Raw genomic sequence first — 22,569 nt, 5'->3', positions numbered from 1 at the left:
AGGGTAGATAAAGGTCACCGGAACAAAGTGGCCCAAGCAGCACAACTGCACTCCTGAAGGGAGCCCGCCGTGTCCAACGAAGCCGCCGCGGGAAACACCACCTCCACGCTCGGAAACCTCGCCCTCGGACTGACCCTCCTCGCCTTCGGCATCGGCTCCACCGGCGTGATCGACCACGTCGGCCCCGCCGACGCCGCCGGTCTCGCCACCTTCGTCGGCGGCGTCGCCCTGTTCCTCGTCGGCCTGCTCGCCCTGCGCGCCGGCGACACCGGTACGGGCACGGCGTACGCGGCGCTCGGCGCCTTCTGGTTCACCTGGGGCACCGGCGTCGGCGGCGACGGGTCGTCCGAGGCCGCCGGGCTCTTCCTGCTGCTGTGGGCGCTGCTCGCGCTCACCCTGACCCTCGCCGCCGGCGGCAGCGGGCTCTTCGGACAGGGCGTGTACGGGCTCCTGTTCGTCGCCCTGCTGCTCCTGGGCATCGGCGCCCTCGCCGACAACGCGGGCCTCGGCAAGGCGGGCGGCTGGGTGGCCGCGGTCGCCGGACTCGCGGCCTGGTACGGCGCCACGGCCGCGGTGGCCGGCTGGCCCACCTCGGTGGCCCGCGCGGGCCGCGGGGCGGCCGCCGCGGGCTGAGCACCCGGCAGGAGGCACAAAAAAGCAGCGGTCCCCGTGCACCTGGGATGCACGGGGACCGCTGTGGTGTCCGGCCGAGCCTCGTGGGGGACAGGCCCACGAGGTGCGGGGCTCCGGGGGACAGGCCCGGGGCCGCTACTCGACCGTGACGGACTTGGCCAGGTTGCGCGGCTTGTCGATGTCGCGGCCCATGGCGAGCGCCGTGTGGTAGGCGAGGAGCTGGAGCGGGATGCCCATCAGGATGGGGTCGAGCTCGTCCTCGTTCTTCGGCACGACGATGGTGTGGTCGGCCTTCTCCTGGACCTGGTGCGCGACCGCGAGGATGCGGCCGCTGCGGGCCTTGATCTCCTCCAGGGCGGCACGGTTCTTCTCCAGGAGGTCGTCGTCGGGGACGATGGCGACCGTCGGCAGGGCCGGCTCGATGAGGGCGAGCGGGCCGTGCTTCAGCTCGGAGGCGGGGTAGGCCTCGGCGTGGATGTAGGAGATCTCCTTCAGCTTGAGGGAGGCCTCCAGGGCGACCGGGTAGCCCCGGACGCGGCCGATGAACATCATCGACTGGGCGCCGGCGTACTCCTTGGCCAGCTTCTTGATCTCGTCCTCGCTCTTGAGGATCTCCTCGATCTGGCCGGGCAGCTTGCGCAGGCCCTCGATGATCCGCTTGCCGTCGGTGACGGACAGGTCGCGGATGCGGCCGAGGTGCAGGGCGAGCAGCGCGAAGGCGACCACCGTGTTGGTGAAGCACTTGGTGGAGACGACGCAGACCTCGGGGCCGGCGTGCACGTACACGCCGCCGTCGGCCTCGCGGGCGATGGCGGAGCCGACCACGTTGACGACGCCGAGGACGCGGGCGCCCTTGCGCTTCAGCTCCTGGACGGCGGCCAGCACGTCGTAGGTCTCACCGGACTGGGAGACGGCGATGTACAGGGTGTCGGGGTCCACGACCGGGTTGCGGTAGCGGAACTCGGAGGCCGGCTCGGCGTCGGCGGGGATGCGGGCCATGGACTCGATCAGACCGGCGCCGATGAGACCGGCGTGGTACGAGGTGCCGCAGCCGAGGATCTTGATCCGGCGGATGCCGCGGGCCTCGCGGGCGTCCAGGTTCAGGCCGCCGAGGTGCACGGTGGAGAAGCGGTCGTCGATCCGGCCGCGCAGCACGCGGTCGACCGCGTCGGGCTGCTCGGAGATCTCCTTGTGCATGTACGTGTCGTGGCCGCCCATGTCGTACGAGGCGGCCTCCCACTCCACGGTCTCCGGGGTGGCGGTGGTGGACGCGCCCGTCGTCGTGTACGTGCGGAAGTCGTCGGCCTTCAGGGTGGCCATCTCGCCGTCGTCGAGGGTGACGACCTGGCGGGTGTGGGCGATCAGGGCGGCGACGTCGGAGGCGACGAACATCTCCTTCTCGCCGATGCCGAGGACGACCGGGGAGCCGTTGCGGGCCACCACGATGCGGTCGTTGAAGTCGGCGTGCATCACGGCGATGCCGTAGGTGCCCTCGATGTGCTTGAGCGCCTCGCGGACCTTCTCCTCCAGGGAGTCGGCCTGGGAGCGGGCGATCAGGTGGACGATGACCTCGGTGTCGGTCTCGGAGACGAAGACGACGCCCTCGGACTCCAGCTTGACGCGCAGCTCGGCGGCGTTGTCGACGATGCCGTTGTGGACGACGGCGACCTTGTTCTCGGCGTCCATGTGCGGGTGCGAGTTCACGTCGCTCGGGGCGCCGTGGGTGGCCCAGCGGGTGTGGGCGATGCCGGTGGTGCCCGCGAAGCGCTTGGGGACGCGGGCCTCCAGGTCGCGGACCCGGCCCTTGGCCTTGACCATCTTCAGGCCGGCGGCCTTCGGGCTGGTGACGACGATGCCGGCGGAGTCGTAACCCCGGTACTCCAGCCGCTGCAGTCCTTCGAGCAGCAGCGGGGCCACGTCACGCCTGCCGATGTATCCGACGATTCCACACACAGGTGCTGATCCTCCAAGGTCAGTGGATGGGCCCGGCCGACTCAGCCGTAGACGATGCGGCGCAGCTGCCGGAGCGAGAGCTCCGGCGGTGCCACCGCGCGGTGCGGGAGTTCGCCCGCGATCCGCTCGAAGATCTCGGCGTTGACGGAACCGCCGGACTGGAGTTCGCGGTGGCGGCGCCGCACGAAGTCCTCGGTCGACTCGTCGAAGTACGCCAGCACGTCGAGCACCACCCGGGCGGCCTCACCGCGCTGGAGCGCGGTGCTGCGGACCAGATGGTCGATGAGGTCGTCGTGCGACGGTCGGCGTTCGAGCACCCGTGAATACTGAGGGGTACTCGAGGGGCATTGCAAGAATCCTGCCCGATATCGGGCAGAAGGCGTCATGATCACACCTCTAGATGGGCTAATTGGCCTAGACCTTGACCGTCGCTGAGGCAGACGGTACGCATGGTGACTGTTCGGATACGCATCGCTCGCACCCGCACGCCCGTCGAAAGGGACATGCCCGTGAGACAGCGCAGAACGTTTCCGCGACTCCTCGGTTCACTCCTCCTCCTCGCAGCAGGCCTCTCGACCGTCGGGGCGACCAGCGCCCCGGCACCCGACCCCGTACGTCCGTTAGGCGCGATCGTCCCCGCGCCCGCCTCCGTCACCCCCGGCGGAGCGCCGTACACCCTGACCCGCGCCACCGCCGTCCGCGTCGACGCCGACGGCCGCGAATCGCGCGCCATCGGCCGCTACCTCGCCGGACTCCTCCGCCCCTCCACCGGCTACCCGCTGCCCGTCGTCGACGACGACGCGGCCCGCGGCGGCATCCTGCTCCGGCTCTCCCCGCGCGCCACCGCGCTCGGCGAGGAGGGGTACGAGCTGCGCTCCGGGCGCGGCGGCGTCATCCTCACCGCGTACCGGCCCGCCGGGCTCTTCCGCGGCGTCCAGACCCTGCGCCAGCAACTGCCCGCCGCCGTCGAGAAGCGGACCGTCCAGGCCGGGCCCTGGCAGATCGCCGGCGGCACCGTCACCGACACCCCGCGCTACGCCTACCGGGGCGCCATGCTCGACGTCTCCCGCCACTTCTTCACCGTCGACCAGGTCAAGCGCTACATCGACCAGCTGGCCCTCTACAAGATCAACAAGCTGCATCTGCACCTCAGCGACGACCAGGGCTGGCGCATCGCCGTCGACTCCTGGCCCCGGCTCGCCACCTACGGCGGCTCCACCCAGGTCGGCGGCGGACCCGGCGGCTACTACACCAAGGACGACTACCGGGAGATCGTCCGCTACGCCGCCTCCCGCTACCAGGAGGTCGTCCCCGAGATCGACCTGCCCGGCCACACCAACGCGGCCCTCGCCTCCTACGCCGAACTCAACTGCGACGGCGTCGCCCCGCCCCTCTACACCGGCACCAACGTCGGCTTCAGCAGCCTGTGCGTGCCGAAGGAGATCACGTACGACTTCGTCGACGACGTGATCCGCGAACTGGCCGCCCTCACCCCGGGCCGCTACCTCCACATCGGCGGCGACGAGGCGCACTCCACCAGCCACGCCGACTACGAGGCCTTCATGGACCGGGTGCAGCCGCTCGTCGCGAAGTACGGCAAGACCGTCATCGGCTGGCACCAGCTGACCGGCGCCCGGCCCGCGCCGGGCGCCCTCGCCCAGTACTGGGGCCTGGACCGCAGCTCGGCGGCGGAGAAGGAGCAGGTCGCGGCGGCCGGCCGGAACGGCACCGGGATCATCCTCTCGCCCGCCGACCGCGCCTACCTCGACATGAAGTACACGAAGGACACGAAGCTGGGCCTCGCGTGGGCCGGATACGTGGAGGTGCAGCGCGCGTACGACTGGAACCCGGCCACCCTCCTGCCCGGCCTGCCCGAGTCGTCCGTCGCGGGCGTCGAGGCCCCGCTGTGGACCGAGACCGTCTCGGAGAGCGCCCACATCGACCAGATGGCCTTCCCGCGCCTGCCGGGCATCGCGGAACTCGGCTGGTCCCCGGCGGCGACCCACGACTGGGAGGACTACCGGCTCCGGCTCGCCGCGCAGGGGCCGCGGCTGACCGCGCTGGGCATCGACTACTACCGGTCGCCGCAGGTGCCGTGGGCGGCTGAGTAAGGGGTAGGGACAGCAGCGCGGGCCCCGGCGGAGGACCCTACTCCGCCGGGGCCCACGCCGGATCGTGGGGCGGCTCGTCAGGCGAAGCGGGCGATCGGGTTGACCAGGTCGCCGACCAGTTGGAGGGCTGCCGACGGGTCCGCCAGGTCCACCATCTGGCGGTTGTTGCGCAGCTGGAGGCGGTTGAGGGCCGAGAGGGCGAAGGTGGGCGCGAACATGTCGTACTGGGCGAAGCGGTCCGCCAGGGCCGGGTTGGACGTCTGGTAGCGCTTCACGCAGTCGGCCACCGCGTGCCAGAAGGTGTCCTCGTCCACGACTCCTTCGGCGGCCAGGGTGGCGCCGAGGAAGCGGAAGAAGCAGTCGAAGACGTCCGTGAAGACCGAGAGGAGTTTCATGTCCTCCGGGACCTCGGCGCGGACCCGTTCCACCGCCGGCGGCAGGACCGCGTCCGGGTCCATGACGCAGATCTCCTCGGCGATGTCCTTGAAGATCGCCCGCGCGACCGCGCCCCGCTCGTCGAGGACGAGGATCACGTTCTCGCCGTGCGGCATGTAGACCAGGTCGTACGCGTAGAAGCAGTGCAGGACCGGGAGCAGGTAGGCGTCGAGGTAGCCGCGCAGCCAGTCGGCCGGCGACAGACCCGACTCCTTGATCAGGGCGCCCGCGAAGGACGCGCCCGCGTGGTCGACGTGGAGCAGCGAGGCCATCGTCGCCGGCCTCTCGCCCTCGGCGAGGGTCGGCACCGGGGACTCGCGCCACAGCGCGGCGAGCATCTTGCGGTAGGGCGAGTAGCGGTCGGTGGCCGCCTCGTACTCCAGGTGCCGGTAGCCGACCGCCGCGCGCTCGCGGATGATCGAGAAGCGGGCCGCCTTGAGGACGGAGTCCGACTCGATCAGGCCGGCCAGCCAGTCGTTGATGGCCGGGGTGGCCTCCATATAGGCGGCCGAAAGCCCGCGCATGAAGCCCATGTTGAGGACCGACAGGGCCGTCTTCACGTAGTGCTTGGCCGGGTCGGAGCTGTTGAAGAAGGTACGGATGGACTGCTGCGCCAGGTAGGCGTCGTCGCCCTCGCCGAGGTACACCAGCCGCTGCTGGGCGACCTCGGCGGCGAAGGTGACGGACAGCTTGTTCCACCACTGCCAGGGGTGCACGGGCACGAGGAGGTAGTCGGCGAGGTCCAGGCCGCGGGCCGCGAGGGTGGCGGCGAAGGCGTCGACCGCCCGGTCGCCGAGCTCGGCCCGGATGAACGTCTCGTAGTCGATCCCGGCGCCCGCCGTGAAGGTGGTGCGGTCGCGGTGCGCGGCCAGCCACACGAGGTGGATCGGGGCGGCCGCCTCGGGGGCGTAGGCGCGGTACTCGTCGACGCCGAAGCCGAGCCGCCCGTTGTTGGCGACGAAACAGGGGTGGCCCTCGGTCATCCCGGTCTCGATCGCCTGGAAGTCCGAGCGGGCCAGCTCGGCGGCGGTCACCCGCGGCTTCGTCGACTTGTACGCCGTGCCGGCCAGGGTGGAGGAGATCTCCTCCAGGTAGACCGGCAGGATCTCGTCGCTCAGCCCGAGGGAGCTGCGCAGCCCGGTGATGAACCGCAGGGCGTCCAGGGGGAGTTGCTCGCTGCCTTGGTGGCAGCTGAGGGAGTCCGGGTAGATCTGCCAGTGGTCGAGGGCGAAGCGGTCGGCGGTGAACCGGTACTCGGTGCGCCCGTCGTCGCTCAGCACCCGGTAGCGGCCCTCGCCCAGCTCCTGCGGGTCGAGCAGCCGCTCGTGGGCGAACTCGGAGAGGCCCTTGCGGATCAGGGCCCGGTTGGCGTCGGCCCAGCGCTCGGGGGTGAGGTGGGCGACGGGGTCGGTGAAGGTGCTCATACGGCGGCTCCCGTGGCGGCCACGAACTGGGCGCGGGTGCAGAAGCTCAGCAGGGCCGTCTTCTCCGGCTTCTGTATCTCCCGCTCCGGAACGAATCCGACGGCGGCGTTGAGCGCGTGCACGGCCGTGTTGCGCACGTCCGGCTCGACGACCACGCGGGCGGTGGCCGGGTCGGCGAACAGCTCGCGCATGACGGCGGTGATCACCAGGCGGGTGAAGCCGTGCACGGGGGTGTCGGCGGGCGCGACGAGGAAGTGCATGCCGACGTCGCCGGGCAGCGGCTCGTAGAGCCCGACCAGCTCGGCCTTCGCCGGGTCGTACCGCTCCATGAGGAAGGCGGGCGCGCCGTCCACGAGGCCGATGAAGGCGTCGTGGTGCGGGTGGGCGGCGATCGCCATGTACTCGCGCTCGACGTCCTGGAGCTTCGCGTCCTGCATCATCCAGAAGGCGGCCTTGGGATGGGTGACCCAGGGGTGGATCAGCTCCGCGTCCTTGAGCGGGTCGAGGGGGCGTATCTCAACGGTCATACCGCGAACTCCTGGAAAGCGATGGTCTTCTCGACGGGGTAGTACTCGGCACCCAGCATCTCGCCGATGATGAACGCGTTGCGGTACGCGCCCATGCCCAGGTCGGGCGAGGTGACGGAGTGGGCGTGCACGGCGGCGTTCTGCAGGAAGACCCCGCGGCCCGTCGTGTCGATCGAGTAGTTGCGGGCCACGTCGAAGCGGCCCTGTGAGTCCCAGCGGAGCCGGTCGCGGACCGGCTCCAGGAAGGCGGGGACGGCGTACCTGTAGCCGGTCGCGAGGATCAGGCCCTCGGTCTCGACGGTGAAGTCCTTCTCCTGCTCCTCCTGGCGGAAGCCGAGCGTGTAGCTCCCGGCGGTCTCGTCGTACGCGGCGGAGAGCAGCGCGGAGTTGGTGAGCAGGCGGGTGGGGACGGGGCCGGCCAGGTTCTTCTGGTAGAGCAGGTCGAAGATCGCGTCGACCAGCTCGCCGTCGATGCCCTTGAACAGGCCCTTCTGCGCGGTCTCCAGGCGGGAGCGGGTCGCCTCCGGGAGCGCGTGGAAGTAGTCCACGTACTCGGGGGAGGTCATCTCCAGGGTGAGCTTGGTGTACTCCAGCGGGAAGAAGCGCGGGGAGCGGGTCACCCAGTTCAGGCGGTAGCCGTGGACGTCGATCTCCGAGAGGAGGTCGTAGTAGATCTCGGCGGCGCTCTGGCCGCTGCCGACCAGGGTGATGGACTTCTTCTTCTGCAGCGCCTCCTTGTTGGGGAGGTAGCGCGAGTTGTGGAGGAAGTCGCCGCCCAGGTCCGCGCAGGACTCGGGGACGTACGCCGGGGTGCCGGTGCCGAGCACGATCCGTCGCGAGCGGAACGTTTCTCCGGTCTCGGTGGCCACCACGTACTCCTCGGCGCCCTCGTCGTACGAGACGGCGGCGACGGTGGTCGAGAAGCGCACGGAGGACAGCTTCGCGGCGGCCCAGCGGCAGTAGTCGTTGTATTCCGTCCGCAGCGGATAGAAGTTCTCGCGGATGTAGAAGGAGTAGAGCCGGCCCTTCTCCTTCAGGTAGTTCAGGAAGGAGTACGGGGAGGTCGGGTCGGCCATCGTGACCAGGTCCGACATGAACGGCGTCTGGAGGTGCGCGCCCTCCAGGAACATGCCCGAGTGCCACTCGAAGTCCGGCTTGGACTCCAGGAAGAGGCCGTCGAGCCGGTCGATGGGCTCGGTCAGGCAGGCGAGGCCCAGGTTGAACGGACCGAGGCCGATGCCGATGAAGTCGTAGGTCCGGGACGTCTCAGGCGTGGACAAGGTTCTCTCCCAGGTACTGCTCGGCGTGGCCGGCTATCAGATCGAGGACGGCGGCGATGTCGGCCACGGTCGTCTCGGGGTTGAGCAGGGTGAACTTCAGGTACTGGCGCCCGTCGACCTTCGTGCCCGCGACCACAGCCTCGCCGGAGGCGAACAGGGCCTTGCGGGCGTAGAGGTTGGCGCGGTCGATCTCGGCGGGCGAGGTGACGGCCTCGGGGATGTAGCGGTAGACGAGGGTGGAGAGCTGCGGCCGCACGACCACGTCGTAGCGCGGGTCGGCGGCGAGCAGCTCGAAGCCCGCCCGGGCCAGGTCGCAGACCTCGTCGAAGAGCTCGCCGACGCCGTCCGCGCCCATGACGCGCAGCGTCATCCACAGCTTGAGGGCGTCGAAGCGGCGGGTGGTCTGGAGGGACTTGTCGACCTGGTTGGGGATCAGCTCGGTGACCATGGGGGTCCCCCCTGTTCGAGCGGAGTCGAGAACTTGGGGGAGGCGCGGGTTGAGGTAGTCGGCGTGGTAGGTCGCGTGGCGCAGGGTGGCGCCGTCGCGGACCAGCAGGGCCGAGGAACTGACCGGCTGGAAGAAGGACTTGTGGAAGTCGACGGTGACCGAGTCGGCCAGCTCGATGCCGTCCAGGAGCTCCCGGCGGGTGCGCGAGGCGAGCAGTCCGCAGCCGTAGGCGGCGTCGACGTGCATCCAGGCGCCGTACTCGGCGGCCAGGGCGGCGACCTCGGGCAGCGGGTCGATGGAGCCGAAGTCGGTGGTGCCGGCGGTGGCGACGATCGCCATCGGGACCAGGCCCTCGGCGCGGCAGGCCTCCAGCTCGGCGGCGAGGACGACGGACTGCATGCGCTTGTCGCGGTCGACCGGGACGGAGATGACGGCGTCGGCGCCGAGGCCGAGGAGGGTGGCCGACTTCTGGACGCTGAAGTGGCTGCACTCGGAGGAGAAGATGCGCAGTTTCGCCAGGTCGGCGGGGCCGGACGGGCCGCCCGGCGCCTTCGCCTCCTCGCGGGCGAGCAGCAGCGCCTGGAGGTTGGACTGGGTGCCGCCGCTGGTGAACACGCCGTCGGCGCAGGGGCCGAGGCCGATCCGGCCGGTCGTCCAGTCGATCAGCCTGCGCTCTATGAGGGTGCCGCCGGCGCTCTGGTCCCAGGTGTCGAGGGAGGAGTTGACGGCGGAGAGGACGGCCTCGCCGAGGACGGCGGGGATGACCACCGGGCAGTTGAGGTGCCCCAGGTAGCGCGGGTGGTGGAAGTAGACCGCGTCGCGGAGGTAGACGTCCTCCAGCTCGTCGAGGGCGGCGGAGGCGTCACCGAGCGGCCGGTCGAGGTCCACGGCGTCGACCACGGGGGCGAGTTCGGCGGGCGTGACCCCGGTGAACGGGCCGCGCGTCGTGGCGAGTTTCCTCGCCACCCGCTCCACTCCTTCGGTGACGGAGCGTCGGTACGACTCCGCCGTCGTGTCGTTGAGCAGGTGGGAACGCATGTGAGGCCCTTCCGGGTGTGGGGGACGCGGTCGGTCAAGGCTTAGTAAGGTTAGCCTAACCTAATCTCCAAGCACAACAACGGCCCCCCAACCCGCGAGGGTTGAGGGGCCGTCGGCCCTGTGGGGGGTCTGGGGGTACGGGCTAGGCCACCGCCTGCGCGTCCTGAGCCGCGTCCTGAGTCGCCATCTGACCGGCGTCCTGCGACTCGTCCTGCGTCGTCTCGTCCGGCACCTCGCGCAGGGCGTCCTCCGAGAGGCCCTTGCGCCAGTAGCCGACGAAGGTGACCCGGCGCTTGTCGAGACCGCGCTCCCGCACGAAGTGGCGGCGCAGCGCCTTCACCGCGCCGGACTCGCCCGCGATCCAGACGTACGGCGCCTCGCCCGGGAGTTCGGCGCCCGCGACGGCCTCGACGGCGGACGGCGCGCCCTCCTCCCGTACCAGCCAGGTGACGGTCGCGTCGGCCTGCGTGGCCAGCTCCATCCGGTCGCCGGAGTACGGGACTTCGAGGTAGACGTGGGCGCGGGTCTCGGCCGGCAGCCACTCCAGGATCGCGGAGGCGGCCGGCAGGGCCGTCTCGTCGCCCCAGATCAGCACGGAGTCGGCGTCCTCGGGGAGCCGGAAGCGCACCCCGGTGTTCTCCGCGACCGCCGGCCCGAGCACGACCACCCGGTCGCCGGGCCGGGCGTGCTGGGCCCAGCGGCAGGCGGGGCCGCCGTCCTCGTGGACCGCGAAGTCGATGTCCATCTCGGGTACGGGGGAGTGCCGTTGCTCGCGGACGGTGTACGAGCGCATCACGGCCCGCTCGGTGTCGGGCATGGCCCGCCAGGCGCCCAGGATCGCGTACATGTCCGGGTTGTCCAGCGGCGGCAGGACGGGGGCGGCCTGTCCCGGGTGCGGCAGGAAGAGGGAGAGCGACTGGTCGCGGCCCCCGGCGGCGAAGCGCTTCAGGTCCTCACCGGTGAACGTGACGCGGACCAGGGTCGGGCCGAGCCGCCGCGTCCGGTCGACCTGGAGGCTGAAGAACTGGAACGGTGCGGTCTCGGCGTTCGTCATGGGTCAGGACACCTTCTTGGCGTTCTCGAGGGCCTTGGCCAGGTCCTCCAGGAGCGGGGCGCACTTGGCGTACGAGTAGATGGGCTCGGTCACGCGCGGGATGACCTGGCCGGCCTTGACGGCGGGCAGCGCCGCCCAGGTGGGCTTGGCCTTCAGGGCCTCGGGCTGCAGGGCCGAGGTGCGGTTGTCGAGCATGATGATGTCGGCCTTGTACTTGTCGACGTTCTCCCAGCTCAGGCCCTCGAACCAGCCGGCCTGGTCCAGCTTGGTGGGCGTCACGATGTTGACGCCGAGCTCCTTGAAGAAGAGCGTGTCGGTCGGGCGGACCGGGGTGGAGACGTAGAAGAGGTCCGGGGAGCCGGAGCCGATGAGGACCTTGATGTCCTTCTTGCCCTGGGCGGCCTTGCGGACGCGCTCGGCGGCGGCCTCGAAGCGGGCCTTGTCGGCCTTGATCTGCGCGGTGTTCACGTCGGCGCCGAGGGAGGCGGCGAGGTCGGCGTGGCGCTGGAGCACGGCCGGCATGGACTGGTCGGCGGCCCACAGGGCGACGCTCGGCGCGACCTTGAGGATCTTGTCCTTCTGCTCCGCCGGCACGTACCAGAGGTCGTTCTTCTCCCACATGTCCGTGATGAGGAGCTCGGGCTGGAGCTTGAGGTACTCCTCGATCTTGAACTCGCCCCAGACGTTGCCGATGACCTTGACCTTGTTGATGTCCAGGTCGCCGGCCTGCACGTCGGGCGTCACCGCGCCGGTCTTGGGGTCCTTGACCGTGGTCGGGCCGAAGACGCCCTTGACCTCGACGCCGAAGTCCTTGAGGGCGGCGGCGGTTCCGGTGAAGGCCACGATGTTCTTCGGGGTGGTCTTCGCCTCGACGACGGTGCCGCGGTCGTCGGTGAACTTCCACGGCCCGGCCTTCTCGGAGGACTTGGCGGAGGAGTCGCCGGCCTTGCCGTCGCCGCCGCAGGCAGTGAGCGTGACGACGAGCCCGAGGGCGCCGCCCGCGGCGAGCAGGCCGCGGCGGGTGAGGAAGGTGGCTCGGGCGGTGCTGGGCATGGCGAAGTCGCTTTCGGTACGAGCCGGGGTCGGCCTGGGCTAGTCGAAGGTAGGTTAGCCTAACCTCATCAGGATCAACAGGGGTGGGGTCGGGGGCGTGCGCGGGGCGCGAGAGGCCCGAAGGCGACGCGAAGGGGACGCGAAGGGGGCACGAAGAAGCCCGCCGCCCCGAAAGGGACGGCGGGCTTCTCGGATACGGGCCGGGGTCAGCCGGACAGGCCCAACTCCCGTGCGATCAGCATGCGCTGGACCTCGCTGGTGCCCTCGCCGATCTCCAGGATCTTCGAGTCGCGCCACATCCGCGCCACCGGGTACTCGTTCATGAAGCCGTAGCCGCCGTGGATCTGGGTCGCCTCGCGCGCGTTGTCCACCGCGACCGTCGAGGAGTACAGCTTCGCCAGCGCCGCCTCCTTCTTGAACGGCTCGCCCAGGACCAGCCGGGAGGCCGCGTCGCGCCAGCCGACCCGGGCCATGTGCGCCCGCATCTCCATGTCGGCGATCTTGAACTGGATGGCCTGGTTGTCGCCGATCGGGCGTCCGAAGGCGTGACGTTCCTTCGCGTACTTCACCGACTCGTCGACACAGCCCTGCGCCAGACCCGTCGCCAGCGCCGAGATCGCGACCCGGCCCTCGTCCAGGATGCGCAGGAACTGCGCGTAGCCGCGGCCCTCCTCGCCGAGCAGGTTCGCCGCCGGGACGCGCACGTCCTGGAAGGACAGCTCGCGGGTGTCCGAGGAGTTCCAGCCGACCTTCGAGTACGGCGCCGCGACCGTGAAACCGGGCGTGCCCGAGGGCACGATGATCGAGGAGATCAGCGGGCGGCCGTCCGCCTTCCGGCCGGTCACCGCGGTGACCGTGACCAGACCCGTGATGTCCGTACCGGAGTTGGTGATGAAGCACTTCGAGCCGTTGATGACCCAGTCGTCACCGTCCCGGACGGCCGTTGTACGGGTGCCGCCCGCGTCCGAGCCGGCGCCCGGCTCGGTCAGGCCGAACGCGCCGAGCACCTCGCCGGAGCACAGCTTCGGCAGCCACTCCCGCTTCTGCTCCTCCGTACCGAAACGGAAGACCGGCATCGCGCCCAGCGAGACGCCCGCCTCCAGGGTGATCGCCACCGAGGAGTCCACCCGGGCCAGCTCCTCCAGGGCGATGCCCAGCGCCAGGTAGTCGCCGCCCATCCCGCCGTACTCCTCGGGGAACGGCAGGCCGAACAGGCCCATGCGGCCCATCTCGCGGACGATCTCGTACGGGAACTCGTGACGCTCGTACAGGTCGCCGATCTTCGGGGCGACGACGTCGTGGGCGAACTCCTCGACGGTGCGGCGGAGTTGCTCGTGCTCTTCGGAGAGCCGGTGGTCGAGGGACATGCTCAGGACTCCTTGTGGGAGAGCGCGCGGACGGTACGGGACGGGCTCGGCCGCCCCAGTTGTTCGGCCATCCACCCGCTGGTCGCGGTGAGGGCGGCCAGGTCGACCCCGGTCTCGATGCCGAGGCCGTCGAGCATCCACACGAGGTCCTCGGTGGCCAGGTTGCCGGTCGCGCTCTTCGCGTACGGGCAGCCGCCGAGGCCGCCCGCGGAGGCGTCGACCGTGGTCACGCCGTGCCGGAGCGCGGCGAGCGTGTTGGACAGGGCCTGCCCGTACGTGTCGTGGAAGTGCACGGCGATACGCGAGGTCGGCACCCCGGCCTCGTTCAGCGCCGTCAGCAGCGCCTGGACGTGCCCCGGGGTCGCCACGCCGATCGTGTCGCCGAGACTCAGCTCGTCGCAGCCCATCTCGGCGAGCGCCTTGGTGACCCGGACGACCTGCTCGACCGGCACGGCGCCCTCCCAGGGGTCGCCGAAGCACATCGACAGATAGCCGCGGATCGTCAGGCCCTGCTCTATCGCCCGGGTCACCACCGGCTCGAACATGGCGAGCGCCTCGTCCACAGTCCGGTTGAGGTTGGCCTTGGCGAAGGACTCGGTGGCCGACGCGAACACGGCGACGTGCCGGGCGCCCAGCGTGAGCGCCCGGTCCAGGCCGCGCTCGTTCGGCACGAGGACGGGCAGGCGCACGGGCAGGTCCTGGACGAGGGGGAACAGCTCCTCCGCGTCCGCCAGTTGGGGGACCCACTTGGGGTGCACGAAACTCGTCGCCTCGACGGTCGACAGACCCGCCGCCGCGAGGCGCCGTACGAACTCGGCCTTCACCTCGGTCGGGACGACCGTCTTCTCGTTCTGCAGCCCGTCCCGGGGCCCCACCTCGTGGATCCTGACCCGGGCCGGGAGCGCCGGATCGGCCACGGTCATCGGCAGACCGCTCATGCCTCCTCCTTCTCCTCGCGCGGGGCGACGACGGCCAGGACCTGGTCCATGGCGACGGTCGTGCCGGGAGTGACGTCCAGTTCGGTGACGGTGCCGGCGTGCGGGGCGGAGATGACGTGCTCCATCTTCATCGCCTCCACGACCAGCAGACTCTGCCCGGCCTCCACCTCGTCCCCGACCGCCACCTTCACGACCGTCACGGTCCCCGGCATCGGCGCGGCCAGCGTGTCGGCCCCACCGTGCCGGGCGCCGGACAGCGCGGCGGCGACGGGGTCGTGATCCAGCACGTGCCAGGAGTCGCCGTCGCGGCCGAGCCAGAAGCCCTCCGGGGAGGCGGCGAGGGTGAACCGGTGGGTGACGCCGTCGAGGTACACGACGAGCTCCCCCACCCCGCCCCTTCCCGAAACCCTGCCGGGAGCCGGGGAGTCGCCGCCGAGCAGCAGCTCGGCGCTCGCGGCCGTGCCGCGTACGCCCACGCTCACCGGCTCGTGGCCGGGGACGCGGAAGTGGTGCGGGGTCCAGGCCGGGGTGCCGCCCAGGCGCCAGCCGTCGACGACACCGAACGGGTCGACCCAGCCCTCGGCGGGCCCCGCCTCGGGGAAGTGGCGCAGCAGCGCCGCCGCCGCGTACACCTCGGCCGGGACCGTCGCGTCGACCAGGCTCTCCGCGTCCCGCTCCACCAGCCCCGTGTCCAGGTCGCCCGCGGCCACGTCCGGGTGGGCGAGGAGGCGGCGGAGGAAGCCCGCGTTGGTGGGGACGCCCAGGGTGACCGTCTCGGCGAGGGCCGCGCGGAGGCGGCGGAGGGCCGTGGGGCGGTCCGGGGCGTGGACGATGACCTTCGACAGCATCGGGTCGTAGAGGGACGAGACCTCCGAGCCCTCCGACAGGCCCGAGTCCGTGCGCGCCCCGCCGCCCTGCGGCTCGTGCAGCGCGAGGACGGTGCCGCCCGACGGCAGGAAGCCGCGCGCCGGGTCCTCGGCGCAGATCCGCGCCTCGATCGCCCAGCCGTCCAGGCGTACGTCCTCCTGCGCGAAGCCCAGCGGCTCGCCCGCCGCGACCCGCAGCTGCCACTCCACCAGGTCCAGGCCGGTGATCAGCTCGGTCACCGGGTGCTCGACCTGGAGGCGGGTGTTCATCTCCATGAAGCAGTACGCGGAGGGGTCGCCGCCCGGCACGATGAACTCGACCGTGCCCGCGCCCACGTACCCGCAGGAGCGCGCCGCCTCGACCGCCGCCGCACCCATCGACGCCCGCAGCTCCGGGGTCAGCAGGACGCTCGGCGCCTCCTCGATGATCTTCTGGTGGCGCCGCTGGAGCGAGCACTCGCGCTCGCCGAGGTGGACGACGTTGCCGTGGGCGTCGGCGAGGACCTGGATCTCGATGTGCCGCGGCCGGTCGATCCACCGCTCCACGAGCAGCGTGTCGTCGCCGAACGAGGACCGCGCCTCGCGCCGCGCCGCCGCGATCTCCTCCTCCAGGACCGTCAGGTCCCGCACCAGCCGCATGCCCTTGCCGCCGCCGCCCGCGCTCGGCTTCAGCAGCACGGGCGCGCCCAGCTCGCGGGCGGCCTCGACGATGTCGGGGTCGGCGGCGCCCGGCACGACCGGGACGCCCGCCGCCTTCACGGTCTCCTTCGCCCGGATCTTGTCGCCCATCAGGGAGATCGCCGAGGCGGACGGGCCGATGAAGACCAGGCCCGCGTCCGCGCACGCCTGCGCGAACCCGGCGTTCTCCGCGAGGAAGCCGTAGCCGGGGTGGACGGCCTGCGCGCCGGTGCGCCGGGCTGCGTCGAGCAGCGCCGGCACGGACAGGTACGACTCGGCGGCCGGCGGCGGACCGATCCGTACCGCCGTGTCCGCCTCCCGTACGTGCCGGGCGTCGGCGTCCGCGTCGCTGTACACGGCCACCGAGCGGACGCCCATCTCCCGCAGGGTGCGGATGACGCGGACGGCGATCTCGCCCCGGTTGGCCACGAGGACGGTGTCGAACATGTGCTGCATCTCGCTCTGCATCTCCTGGGGAACCCTCACATCCGGAAGACGCCGAACTGGGGGTCACCCAGGGGCGCGTTGGCACAGGCGGTCAGGGCGAGGCCGAGGACCTGCCGGGTCTCCATGGGGTCGATGACCCCGTCGTCCCAGAGCCGGGCCGTCGCGTAGTAAGCGCTGCCCTGCGTCTCGTACTGCGCACGGATCGGGTCCTTGAAGGCCTCTTCCTCCTCGGCGCTCCACGCGTCGCCGAGCTGGTCGCGCTTGACCGTGGCGAGGACGGACGCGGCCTGCTCGCCGCCCATCACGGAGATCTTGGCGTTGGGCCACATCCACAGGAAGCGGGGGGAGTACGCCCGGCCGCACATCGAGTAGTTGCCCGCGCCGAAGGAGCCGCCGACGACCACGGTCAGCTTCGGGACCCGCGTGGTCGCCACCGCCGTCACCATCTTGGCGCCGTGCTTGGCGATGCCGCCGTGCTCGTACGCCTTGCCGACCATGAAGCCGGTGATGTTCTGCAGGAAGACGAGCGGGATCCCGCGCTGGTCGCACAGCTCGATGAAGTGCGCGCCCTTCTGGGCGGACTCGGCGAACAGGATGCCGTTGTTGGCGACGATGCCGACCGGGTGCCCGTGGATCCGGGCGAAGCCGGTGATCAGCGTCTGCCCGTACTCCGCCTTGAACTCCTGGAAGCGGGAGGCGTCCACGACCCGGGCGATCACCTCGCGCACGTCGTACGGCGTCCGCGAGTCGACCGGCACCGCCCCGTACAGCCCCGCCGGGTCCACCTTCGGCTCCTCGGCCGGCTCCACCGACCAGGGCAGCGGGCCGCGCTCGGGCAGGGTCGCGACGATGTTCCGCACGATCCGCAGCGCGTGCGCGTCGTCCTCCGCGAGGTGGTCGGTGACGCCGGAGATCCGCGAGTGGACCTCGCCGCCGCCGAGCTCCTCCGCCGTGACGACCTCGCCGGTCGCGGCCTTCACCAGCGGCGGGCCGCCGAGGAAGATCGTCCCCTGGTTCCGGACGATCACCGCCTCGTCGCTCATCGCCGGGACGTACGCCCCGCCCGCCGTGCAGGAGCCGAGGACCGCCGCGATCTGCGGGATGCCGGCGCCGGACATCCGGGCCTGGTTGTAGAAGATGCGGCCGAAGTGCTCGCGGTCCGGGAAGACCTCGTCCTGCATCGGCAGGAAGGCACCGCCCGAATCGACCAGGTAGAGGCAGGGGAGACGGTTCTCCAGCGCCACCTCCTGCGCCCGCAGGTGCTTCTTCACCGTCATCGGGTAGTACGTGCCGCCCTTGACGGTCGCGTCGTTGGCGACGATCACGCACTCGCGGCCGCTCACCCGGCCGATGCCCGCGATGACGCCGGCCGCGGGGGCCTGGTCGCCGTACATCCCGTTCGCCGCGAGCGGGGCCAGCTCCAGGAACGGCGAGCCCGGGTCGAGCAGCGTGTCCACCCGGTCCCGCGGCAGCAGCTTGCCGCGCGCGACGTGCCGGGCGCGGGACTTCTCCCCGCCGCCGAGCGCGGCGGCGGCCAGCTTGGCGCGGAGGGCCGCGGTCAGCTCGTGGTGGGCCGCCTCGTTGGCCTGCCAGGCCGGCGAGGCGGGGTCCGCCGCGCTCGTCAGCACAGGTGCCTGCTGCATCCGTCGAGCTCCCTTGCTCGGTCCACTCGGTTAATGAGCGTTAACGTATGGCCTTCAGGTTAACGACCGCTAACGGGGTTGTCTAGAATCGAATCCATGACCACGACGCCGACGCCGACCGGACGGACCGACGCCCCGACGCGACGCCAGCAGATCCTCAAGGAAGCCGCCCGCCTCTTCGCTGAGCGCGGCTTCCACGGCGTGGGGGTGGATGAGATAGGAGCCGCCGTCGGCATCAGCGGACCCGGGCTCTACCGCCACTTCCCCGGCAAGGACGCGATGCTCGCCGAACTGCTCGTCGGCATCAGCGAGCGGCTCCTCGACGGCGGCCGGCTGCGGGTCGCGGAGTCCGACGGGGACCCGCGCGTCCTCCTCGGCTCCCTCATCGACGGGCACATCGACTTCGCCCTCGACGACCGGCCGCTGATCACCCTCCACGACCGTGAGCTCGACCGGCTCAAGGACGAGGACCGCAAGCGGGTCCGGCAGCTCCAGCGGCAGTACGTCGAACTATGGGTCGCCGTCGTCCGCGACCTGTACCCGGCCGCCGCCGAACCGGAGGCCCGCGCCGCCGTCCACGCCGTCTTCGGCCTCCTCAACTCGACCCCGCACCTGGGGGCGCCGCTGGGCCGGACCGGCATGGAGAACCTGCTGCGCAGCCTGGCCCACGGGGCCTTCGGGGCGCTGGGCTCGCCCGGGGCCTGAGCCCCGGGGCCCGCACCCAACGGGCAGAATGGCCCCCATGCCGATACTCAGCCGCCCCGCCCTCGTCGAGCACCTCGTCCGGACCCGTATCGCGGGAGACGTCGCCACGCCGCGCGACAACAACCTCGCGCACTACCGCCGGCTGGCCAACGGCGACCGGCACTACTGGTTCGGCCTGGAGTTCGGCGACCGGTGGACCGACGAGCAGGACGTGCTCGCGGTCATGGCCGAGCGGTGCGGGGTCGTCGACGACCCGGCGCACCGGGCCGGGCAGGACACCATCGACCCCGAGCTGACCGTCGGCGCCCTCGACCGGATGGCAGCGCGGCTCGCCAAGGCCGCCGCCGGCAAGGAGCGCGTGCTGTTCGCGACCGGGCACCCTGGCGCGCTCATCGACGCGCACAGCCGGGTCGCCGCCGCGCTGCGGGCCCGGGGCTGCGACATCGTGCGGATCCCTGGCGGGCTGACCGCCGACGAGGGGTACGTCGTGCAGTTCGCCGACGTCGCCGTCTTCGAGCGGGGCGCCAGCCTGTGGCACACGCACTCCCCGGAGCCCATGAACGCGATCCTCGACGGGCTGGCGGCGGTCGGCGAGGCCGCGCCGGATCTCGTCGTCGCCGACCACGGGTGGGCGGGGCGGGCGGCTCAGCGGGGGGTCGACTCGGTGGGGTACGCGGACTCCAACGACCCGGCGCTGTTCCTCGCGGAGGCGGAGGGGACGATGCAGGTCACCGTGCCGCTGGACGACCATGTGGTGGATCCTCGGTTCTACGAGCCGCTGACCGCGTATCTGCTGGACGCGGCGGGGTTGGGCGGCTGAGCCGGTCGTAGCGCCTCGACCGGTGCCTCCACGGGGGCCGGAACCTCCGCGGGGGTAGGGGGTGTCCGGACTGCGACCTTCACTTCGCTTCGCTCGTTACGGGCGCCGCCACGTCCGGACACCCCCTACCCCCGCTCCGGATCCGGCCCCCTCCCCGCCGTCTTCATCCGCGGCCCGGTGTCGGGTCCAGGTAGACGCGGCGGATGGCCGGGAAGCGGGTGCGGAGGCGGGCTTCGGCCGTTTCGCAGGCGCGTTCCACTTCGGCGGCCGTGGAGATGTCGCGGAAGTCGACCTTCGCCGCGACCATCACCTCGTCCGGGCCCTGGATCAGGGTCGTCAGGTCGAGGACGCCGACGACGTGGTCGACGGCGAGGAGTTCCTCGCGGACGGCCTGCCGCATGGTGCGGGGGAGCGGGCGGCCGATGAGGAGTTCGGCGTTGGCGTGTCCGAGGACCCAGGCCACGTAGACCAGGAGCAGGCCGATCAGGATCGAGGCGACGCCGTCCCAGACGGACGAGCCGGTGATCTCGACGCCCAGCAGGCCGCCGGCCGCGAGCATCAGGCCCGCCAGGGCCGCCGAGTCCTCCATCACCACGGCCTTGACGGTGGTGTCGGGGGTCAGGCGCAGGTAGCGGCTGAAGGGGGCCTTCACGCGGTCCGCCTCGGCGCGGACCTGCTTGACGGCCGTGCGGAGGCTGAAGCCTTCGAGGAGGAAGGCGACGCCCAGGACGATGTACGAGACGGTGGGGTCGCCCAGTTCCTCGCCTTCGACGAGGGTGTGGATGCCGTCGTAGAGGGAGAAGACGGCGCCGCCCACGAAGGTGGCGACCGCGGCCAGCATCGCCCAGACGTAGCGCTCGTTCGCGTAGCCCAGGGGGTGGTCCTCGTCGGCGGGCTTCTCGCTGCGCTTGAGGGCCGTGAGGAGCATGAACTCGGTGACGGTGTCGGCGAGCGAGTGGGCGGCCTCCGAGAGCATCGCGCTGGATCCGCTGACCACGCCCGCGACGGCCTTGGCGGCGGCGATGCCCAGGTTGGCCATCGCCGCCACGATCACTGTGAAGGTGCTCTCGCCGTTCTCCGCCATGATCGGACGGTATGTCCGGTCATCGGCGCGGGACGCGAACGACACCCTCCTGGATGACCGAGATCGCCAGCCGTCCGTCCTGGGTGAAGATCCGCGCCTGGCCGAGGCCGCGTCCGCCCGAGGCGGTCGGCGACTCCTGGTCGTACAGGAGCCACTCGTCGGCCCGGAAGGGGCGGTGGAACCACATGGCGTGGTCCAGGGACGCCCCGACGACGTCGCCCACCGCCCAGCCGCCCCGGCCGTGGGCCAGGAGGATCGAGTCGAGGAGCGTCATGTCGGAGACGTAGGTCGCCAGGGCGATGTGGAGGAGCGGGTCGTCGGCGAGTTTGCCGTTGGTGCGGAACCAGACCTGGGAGCGGGGTTCGCGCGGCTGTCCGACGCTGCCCCACGGGGGGACCTCGGCGTAGCGGAGGTCCACGGCCGCGCGGGCCTCGATGAGACGGTCCGCGACCTCGCGGGGGAGGTGCAGGGGGAGCATCTCGGCCGGGGTCGGCAGGGACTCCGGGTCCGGGGCGGGCGGCATCTCCGCCTGGTGGTCCAGGCCCTCCTCGTACGTCTGGAACGACGCGGAGAGGTGGAAGATCGGCTGCCCGTGCTGGACGGCCACCACCCGGCGGGTGGTGAAGGAGCGTCCGTCGCGGATGCGGTCGACCGTGTAGACGATCGGGGCGCCCGGGTCCCCGGCGCGCAGGAAGTACGCGTGGAGCGAGTGGGCGAGGCGGTCCTCGGGGACCGTGCGTCCGGCCGCCACCAGCGCCTGGGCGGCCACCTGGCCGCCGAAGACGCGGGGGACGATGGAGGGGCGGGACTCGCCCCGGAAGATGTCCTGCTCGATCCGCTCGAGGTCGAGCAGGTCGAGCAGGTCATCCAGTGCCGTGTGCGCTTCGGGCACTTACAGGCCCATCGACTTGGCGATGATCGACTTCATGATCTCGCTGGTGCCGCCGTAGATGCGGTTGACGCGGTTGTCGGCGTACAGGCGGGCGATCGGGTACTCGTTCATGTAGCCGTAGCCGCCGTGCAGCTGGAGGCAGCGGTCGATGACGCGGTGCGCGACCTCGGTGCAGAACAGCTTGGCGCTGGCGGCCTCGGCGGGGGACAGCTCGCCCGCGTCCAGGGCCTCCAGGGCGCGGTCGGCGACGGCCTCGGCGGCGTCGACCTCGGCCTGGCAGGCGGCCAGCTCGAACTTGGTGTTCTGGAAGGAGGCGACCGGCTTGCCGAAGACCGTGCGGTCGGTGACGTACTGCTGGGCGAAGCGGACCGCGGCCTTGGCCTGGGCGTAGGCGCCGAAGGCGATGCCCCAGCGCTCGGAGGCCAGGTTGTGGCCGAGGTAGTAGAAGCCCTTGCCCTCCTCGCCGAGCAGGTCCTCGACGGGGACCTTCACGTCGACGAAGGCCAGCTCGGCGGTGTCGGAGGTGCGCAGGCCCAGCTTGTCCAGCTTGCGGCCGATGGAGTAGCCCTCGGACTTGGTGTCGACGGCGAAGAGGGAGATGCCGAAGCGGCGGTCCTCGGCCGACGGGGCGGAGGTGCGGGCGCAGACGATCACGCGGTCGGCGTGGACGCCGCCGGTGATGAAGGTCTTGGAGCCGTTGAGGACGTAGTGGGTGCCGTCCTCGGACAGCTTGGCGGTGGTCTTCATGCCCGCGACGTCGGAGCCGGTGCCCGGCTCGGTCATGGCGAGCGCCCACATCTCCTCGCCGGTGACGAACTTCGGCAGGTAGCGCTTCTTCTGCTCGTCGGTGGAGAGCATCTTGATGTACGGGAGCGCGAGCAGCACGTGCACGCCGGAGCCGCCGAACTGGACGCCGGCGCGGGAGGTCTCCTCGTAGAGGACGGCCTCGAACTTGTGGGTGTCCAGGCCGGCGCCGCCGAACTCCTCGGGCACGTTGATGCCGAAGATGCCGAGCTCGCCCAGCTTGTCGTAGAAGTCGCGGGGCGCCTGGCCGGCCGCGAACCACTCGTCGTAGACCGGGACGACCTCGGCCTCGATGAAGGCGCGGATGGTCTCCCGGAACGCCTCGTGGTCCTCGTTGAATACGGTACGGCGCACGAGCCGCCTCCTTTG

19 protein-coding genes are annotated in these 22,569 nt (G+C 71.3%); 4 read left to right on the top strand and 15 right to left on the bottom strand.

All coding sequences use genetic code 11. From position 1 onward, the window contains the following. Positions 1-69: 69 nt before the first annotated feature. Complete coding sequence (locus ACZ3ZE_RS04870) at positions 70-633, top strand: GPR1/FUN34/YaaH family transporter (protein ID WP_361162873.1); 564 nt, start codon at positions 70-72, stop codon at positions 631-633. A gap of 135 nt (positions 634-768) precedes the next feature. Here the strand turns inward: ACZ3ZE_RS04870 and glmS are convergent, their stop codons facing one another. Together glmS and ACZ3ZE_RS04860 are read right to left on the bottom strand one after the other, a co-directional pair. Continuing rightward, positions 769-2,586, bottom strand: a complete 1,818-nt coding sequence (gene glmS, locus ACZ3ZE_RS04865) for a glutamine--fructose-6-phosphate transaminase (isomerizing) (protein ID WP_361162875.1) — start codon at positions 2,584-2,586, stop codon at positions 769-771. Positions 2,587-2,627: 41 nt separating this feature from the next. Continuing rightward, on the bottom strand, positions 2,628-2,903 hold the full coding sequence (locus ACZ3ZE_RS04860) for a hypothetical protein (RefSeq protein ID WP_351662955.1): 276 nt from the start codon (positions 2,901-2,903) through the stop codon (positions 2,628-2,630). Positions 2,904-3,095: 192 nt separating this feature from the next. Here ACZ3ZE_RS04860 and ACZ3ZE_RS04855 point away from each other — a divergent pair, with 192 nt between their 5' ends. Beyond that, a complete protein-coding gene (locus tag ACZ3ZE_RS04855; protein ID WP_467257341.1) occupies positions 3,096-4,697 on the top strand; it encodes a beta-N-acetylhexosaminidase in 1,602 nt (533 codons plus the stop codon). A 77-nt stretch (positions 4,698-4,774) separates the two neighbouring features. On the opposite strand, the gene ACZ3ZE_RS04850 is transcribed toward ACZ3ZE_RS04855, so the two are convergent. The 10 genes from ACZ3ZE_RS04850 to ACZ3ZE_RS04805 form a co-directional block, all read right to left on the bottom strand. Continuing rightward, on the bottom strand, positions 4,775-6,556 hold the full coding sequence (locus tag ACZ3ZE_RS04850) for an IucA/IucC family protein (RefSeq protein ID WP_442304083.1): 1,782 nt from the start codon (positions 6,554-6,556) through the stop codon (positions 4,775-4,777). Next, positions 6,553-7,083 (bottom strand): GNAT family N-acetyltransferase, encoded by a 531-nt coding sequence (locus tag ACZ3ZE_RS04845; RefSeq protein ID WP_361622346.1) that lies wholly within the window; start codon positions 7,081-7,083, stop codon positions 6,553-6,555. Before ACZ3ZE_RS04845 ends, ACZ3ZE_RS04850 begins: the two co-directional genes overlap by 4 nt. Next, positions 7,080-8,363 (bottom strand): lysine N(6)-hydroxylase/L-ornithine N(5)-oxygenase family protein, encoded by a 1,284-nt coding sequence (locus ACZ3ZE_RS04840; protein ID WP_442304084.1) that lies wholly within the window; start codon positions 8,361-8,363, stop codon positions 7,080-7,082. The genes ACZ3ZE_RS04845 and ACZ3ZE_RS04840 overlap by 4 nt, the downstream gene beginning before the upstream one ends. Then, positions 8,350-9,849: a pyridoxal phosphate-dependent decarboxylase family protein gene (locus ACZ3ZE_RS04835; RefSeq protein ID WP_467257339.1), complete on the bottom strand. Its 1,500-nt coding sequence runs from the start codon at positions 9,847-9,849 to the stop codon at positions 8,350-8,352. Before ACZ3ZE_RS04835 ends, ACZ3ZE_RS04840 begins: the two co-directional genes overlap by 14 nt. Positions 9,850-9,991: 142 nt before the next feature. Next, positions 9,992-10,903 (bottom strand): siderophore-interacting protein, encoded by a 912-nt coding sequence (locus ACZ3ZE_RS04830; RefSeq protein ID WP_467257337.1) that lies wholly within the window; start codon positions 10,901-10,903, stop codon positions 9,992-9,994. Between the two features lie 3 nt (positions 10,904-10,906). Continuing rightward, on the bottom strand, positions 10,907-11,956 hold the full coding sequence (locus tag ACZ3ZE_RS04825; protein ID WP_363292921.1) for an ABC transporter substrate-binding protein: 1,050 nt from the start codon (positions 11,954-11,956) through the stop codon (positions 10,907-10,909). 206 nt (positions 11,957-12,162) lie between these two features. Then, entirely contained in the window at positions 12,163-13,323 is a 1,161-nt protein-coding gene (locus ACZ3ZE_RS04820) for an acyl-CoA dehydrogenase family protein (RefSeq protein ID WP_361162892.1), read from the bottom strand. Between the two features lie 2 nt (positions 13,324-13,325). After that, on the bottom strand, positions 13,326-14,261 hold the full coding sequence (locus ACZ3ZE_RS04815) for a hydroxymethylglutaryl-CoA lyase (RefSeq protein ID WP_467257335.1): 936 nt from the start codon (positions 14,259-14,261) through the stop codon (positions 13,326-13,328). Further along, entirely contained in the window at positions 14,258-16,252 is a 1,995-nt protein-coding gene (locus ACZ3ZE_RS04810) for an acetyl/propionyl/methylcrotonyl-CoA carboxylase subunit alpha (RefSeq protein ID WP_363292933.1), read from the bottom strand. The genes ACZ3ZE_RS04815 and ACZ3ZE_RS04810 overlap by 4 nt, the downstream gene beginning before the upstream one ends. A 35-nt stretch (positions 16,253-16,287) precedes the next feature. Then, positions 16,288-17,895, bottom strand: coding sequence for a carboxyl transferase domain-containing protein (locus ACZ3ZE_RS04805; protein ID WP_363292920.1), 1,608 nt, complete (start codon positions 17,893-17,895; stop codon positions 16,288-16,290). 96 nt (positions 17,896-17,991) lie between these two features. On the opposite strand from ACZ3ZE_RS04805, the gene ACZ3ZE_RS04800 reads away from it, so the two are divergent. Then, complete coding sequence (locus ACZ3ZE_RS04800; protein WP_361162898.1) at positions 17,992-18,600, top strand: SACE_7040 family transcriptional regulator; 609 nt, start codon at positions 17,992-17,994, stop codon at positions 18,598-18,600. Positions 18,601-18,637: 37 nt separating this feature from the next. Further along, positions 18,638-19,420, top strand: a complete 783-nt coding sequence (locus tag ACZ3ZE_RS04795; protein ID WP_467257333.1) for a phosphatase — start codon at positions 18,638-18,640, stop codon at positions 19,418-19,420. Positions 19,421-19,583: 163 nt separating this feature from the next. Here the strand turns inward: ACZ3ZE_RS04795 and ACZ3ZE_RS04790 are convergent, their stop codons facing one another. Genes ACZ3ZE_RS04790 through ACZ3ZE_RS04780 form a run of 3 tightly spaced genes read right to left on the bottom strand, consistent with a single transcriptional unit; the run spans position 19,584 to position 22,554 of the window. Then, a complete protein-coding gene (locus ACZ3ZE_RS04790) occupies positions 19,584-20,504 on the bottom strand; it encodes a cation diffusion facilitator family transporter (RefSeq protein ID WP_361162902.1) in 921 nt (306 codons plus the stop codon). A 19-nt stretch (positions 20,505-20,523) separates the two neighbouring features. Then, positions 20,524-21,396 (bottom strand): acyl-CoA thioesterase, encoded by an 873-nt coding sequence (locus tag ACZ3ZE_RS04785; protein ID WP_361162904.1) that lies wholly within the window; start codon positions 21,394-21,396, stop codon positions 20,524-20,526. After that, on the bottom strand, positions 21,397-22,554 hold the full coding sequence (locus ACZ3ZE_RS04780; RefSeq protein ID WP_361622361.1) for an acyl-CoA dehydrogenase family protein: 1,158 nt from the start codon (positions 22,552-22,554) through the stop codon (positions 21,397-21,399). It lies immediately after the preceding gene. Positions 22,555-22,569 lie beyond the last annotated feature (15 nt).

The organism is Streptomyces sp. NPDC023157, assembly GCF_055560575.1.
This window is presented reverse-complemented; position numbering and strand designations above follow the sequence as displayed.

Bases quoted from the DNA above. Each gene is read 5' to 3' on its own strand.
- ACZ3ZE_RS04845 (WP_361622346.1), bottom strand. From the start codon at position 7,083: ATGACCGTTGAGATACGCCCCCTCGACCCGCTCAAGGACGCGGAGCTG.
- ACZ3ZE_RS04835 (WP_467257339.1), bottom strand. From the start codon at position 9,849: ATGCGTTCCCACCTGCTCAACGACACGACGGCGGAGTCGTACCGACGC.
- ACZ3ZE_RS04805 (WP_363292920.1), bottom strand. From the start codon at position 17,895: ATGCAGCAGGCACCTGTGCTGACGAGCGCGGCGGACCCCGCCTCGCCG.
- ACZ3ZE_RS04820 (WP_361162892.1), bottom strand. From the start codon at position 13,323: ATGTCCCTCGACCACCGGCTCTCCGAAGAGCACGAGCAACTCCGCCGC.
- ACZ3ZE_RS04790 (WP_361162902.1), bottom strand. From the start codon at position 20,504: ATGGCGGAGAACGGCGAGAGCACCTTCACAGTGATCGTGGCGGCGATG.
- ACZ3ZE_RS04825 (WP_363292921.1), bottom strand. From the start codon at position 11,956: ATGCCCAGCACCGCCCGAGCCACCTTCCTCACCCGCCGCGGCCTGCTC.
- ACZ3ZE_RS04830 (WP_467257337.1), bottom strand. From the start codon at position 10,903: ATGACGAACGCCGAGACCGCACCGTTCCAGTTCTTCAGCCTCCAGGTC.
- ACZ3ZE_RS04810 (WP_363292933.1), bottom strand. From the start codon at position 16,252: ATGTTCGACACCGTCCTCGTGGCCAACCGGGGCGAGATCGCCGTCCGC.
- ACZ3ZE_RS04850 (WP_442304083.1), bottom strand. From the start codon at position 6,556: ATGAGCACCTTCACCGACCCCGTCGCCCACCTCACCCCCGAGCGCTGG.
- ACZ3ZE_RS04800 (WP_361162898.1), top strand. From the start codon at position 17,992: ATGACCACGACGCCGACGCCGACCGGACGGACCGACGCCCCGACGCGA.
- ACZ3ZE_RS04795 (WP_467257333.1), top strand. From the start codon at position 18,638: ATGCCGATACTCAGCCGCCCCGCCCTCGTCGAGCACCTCGTCCGGACC.
- ACZ3ZE_RS04815 (WP_467257335.1), bottom strand. From the start codon at position 14,261: ATGAGCGGTCTGCCGATGACCGTGGCCGATCCGGCGCTCCCGGCCCGG.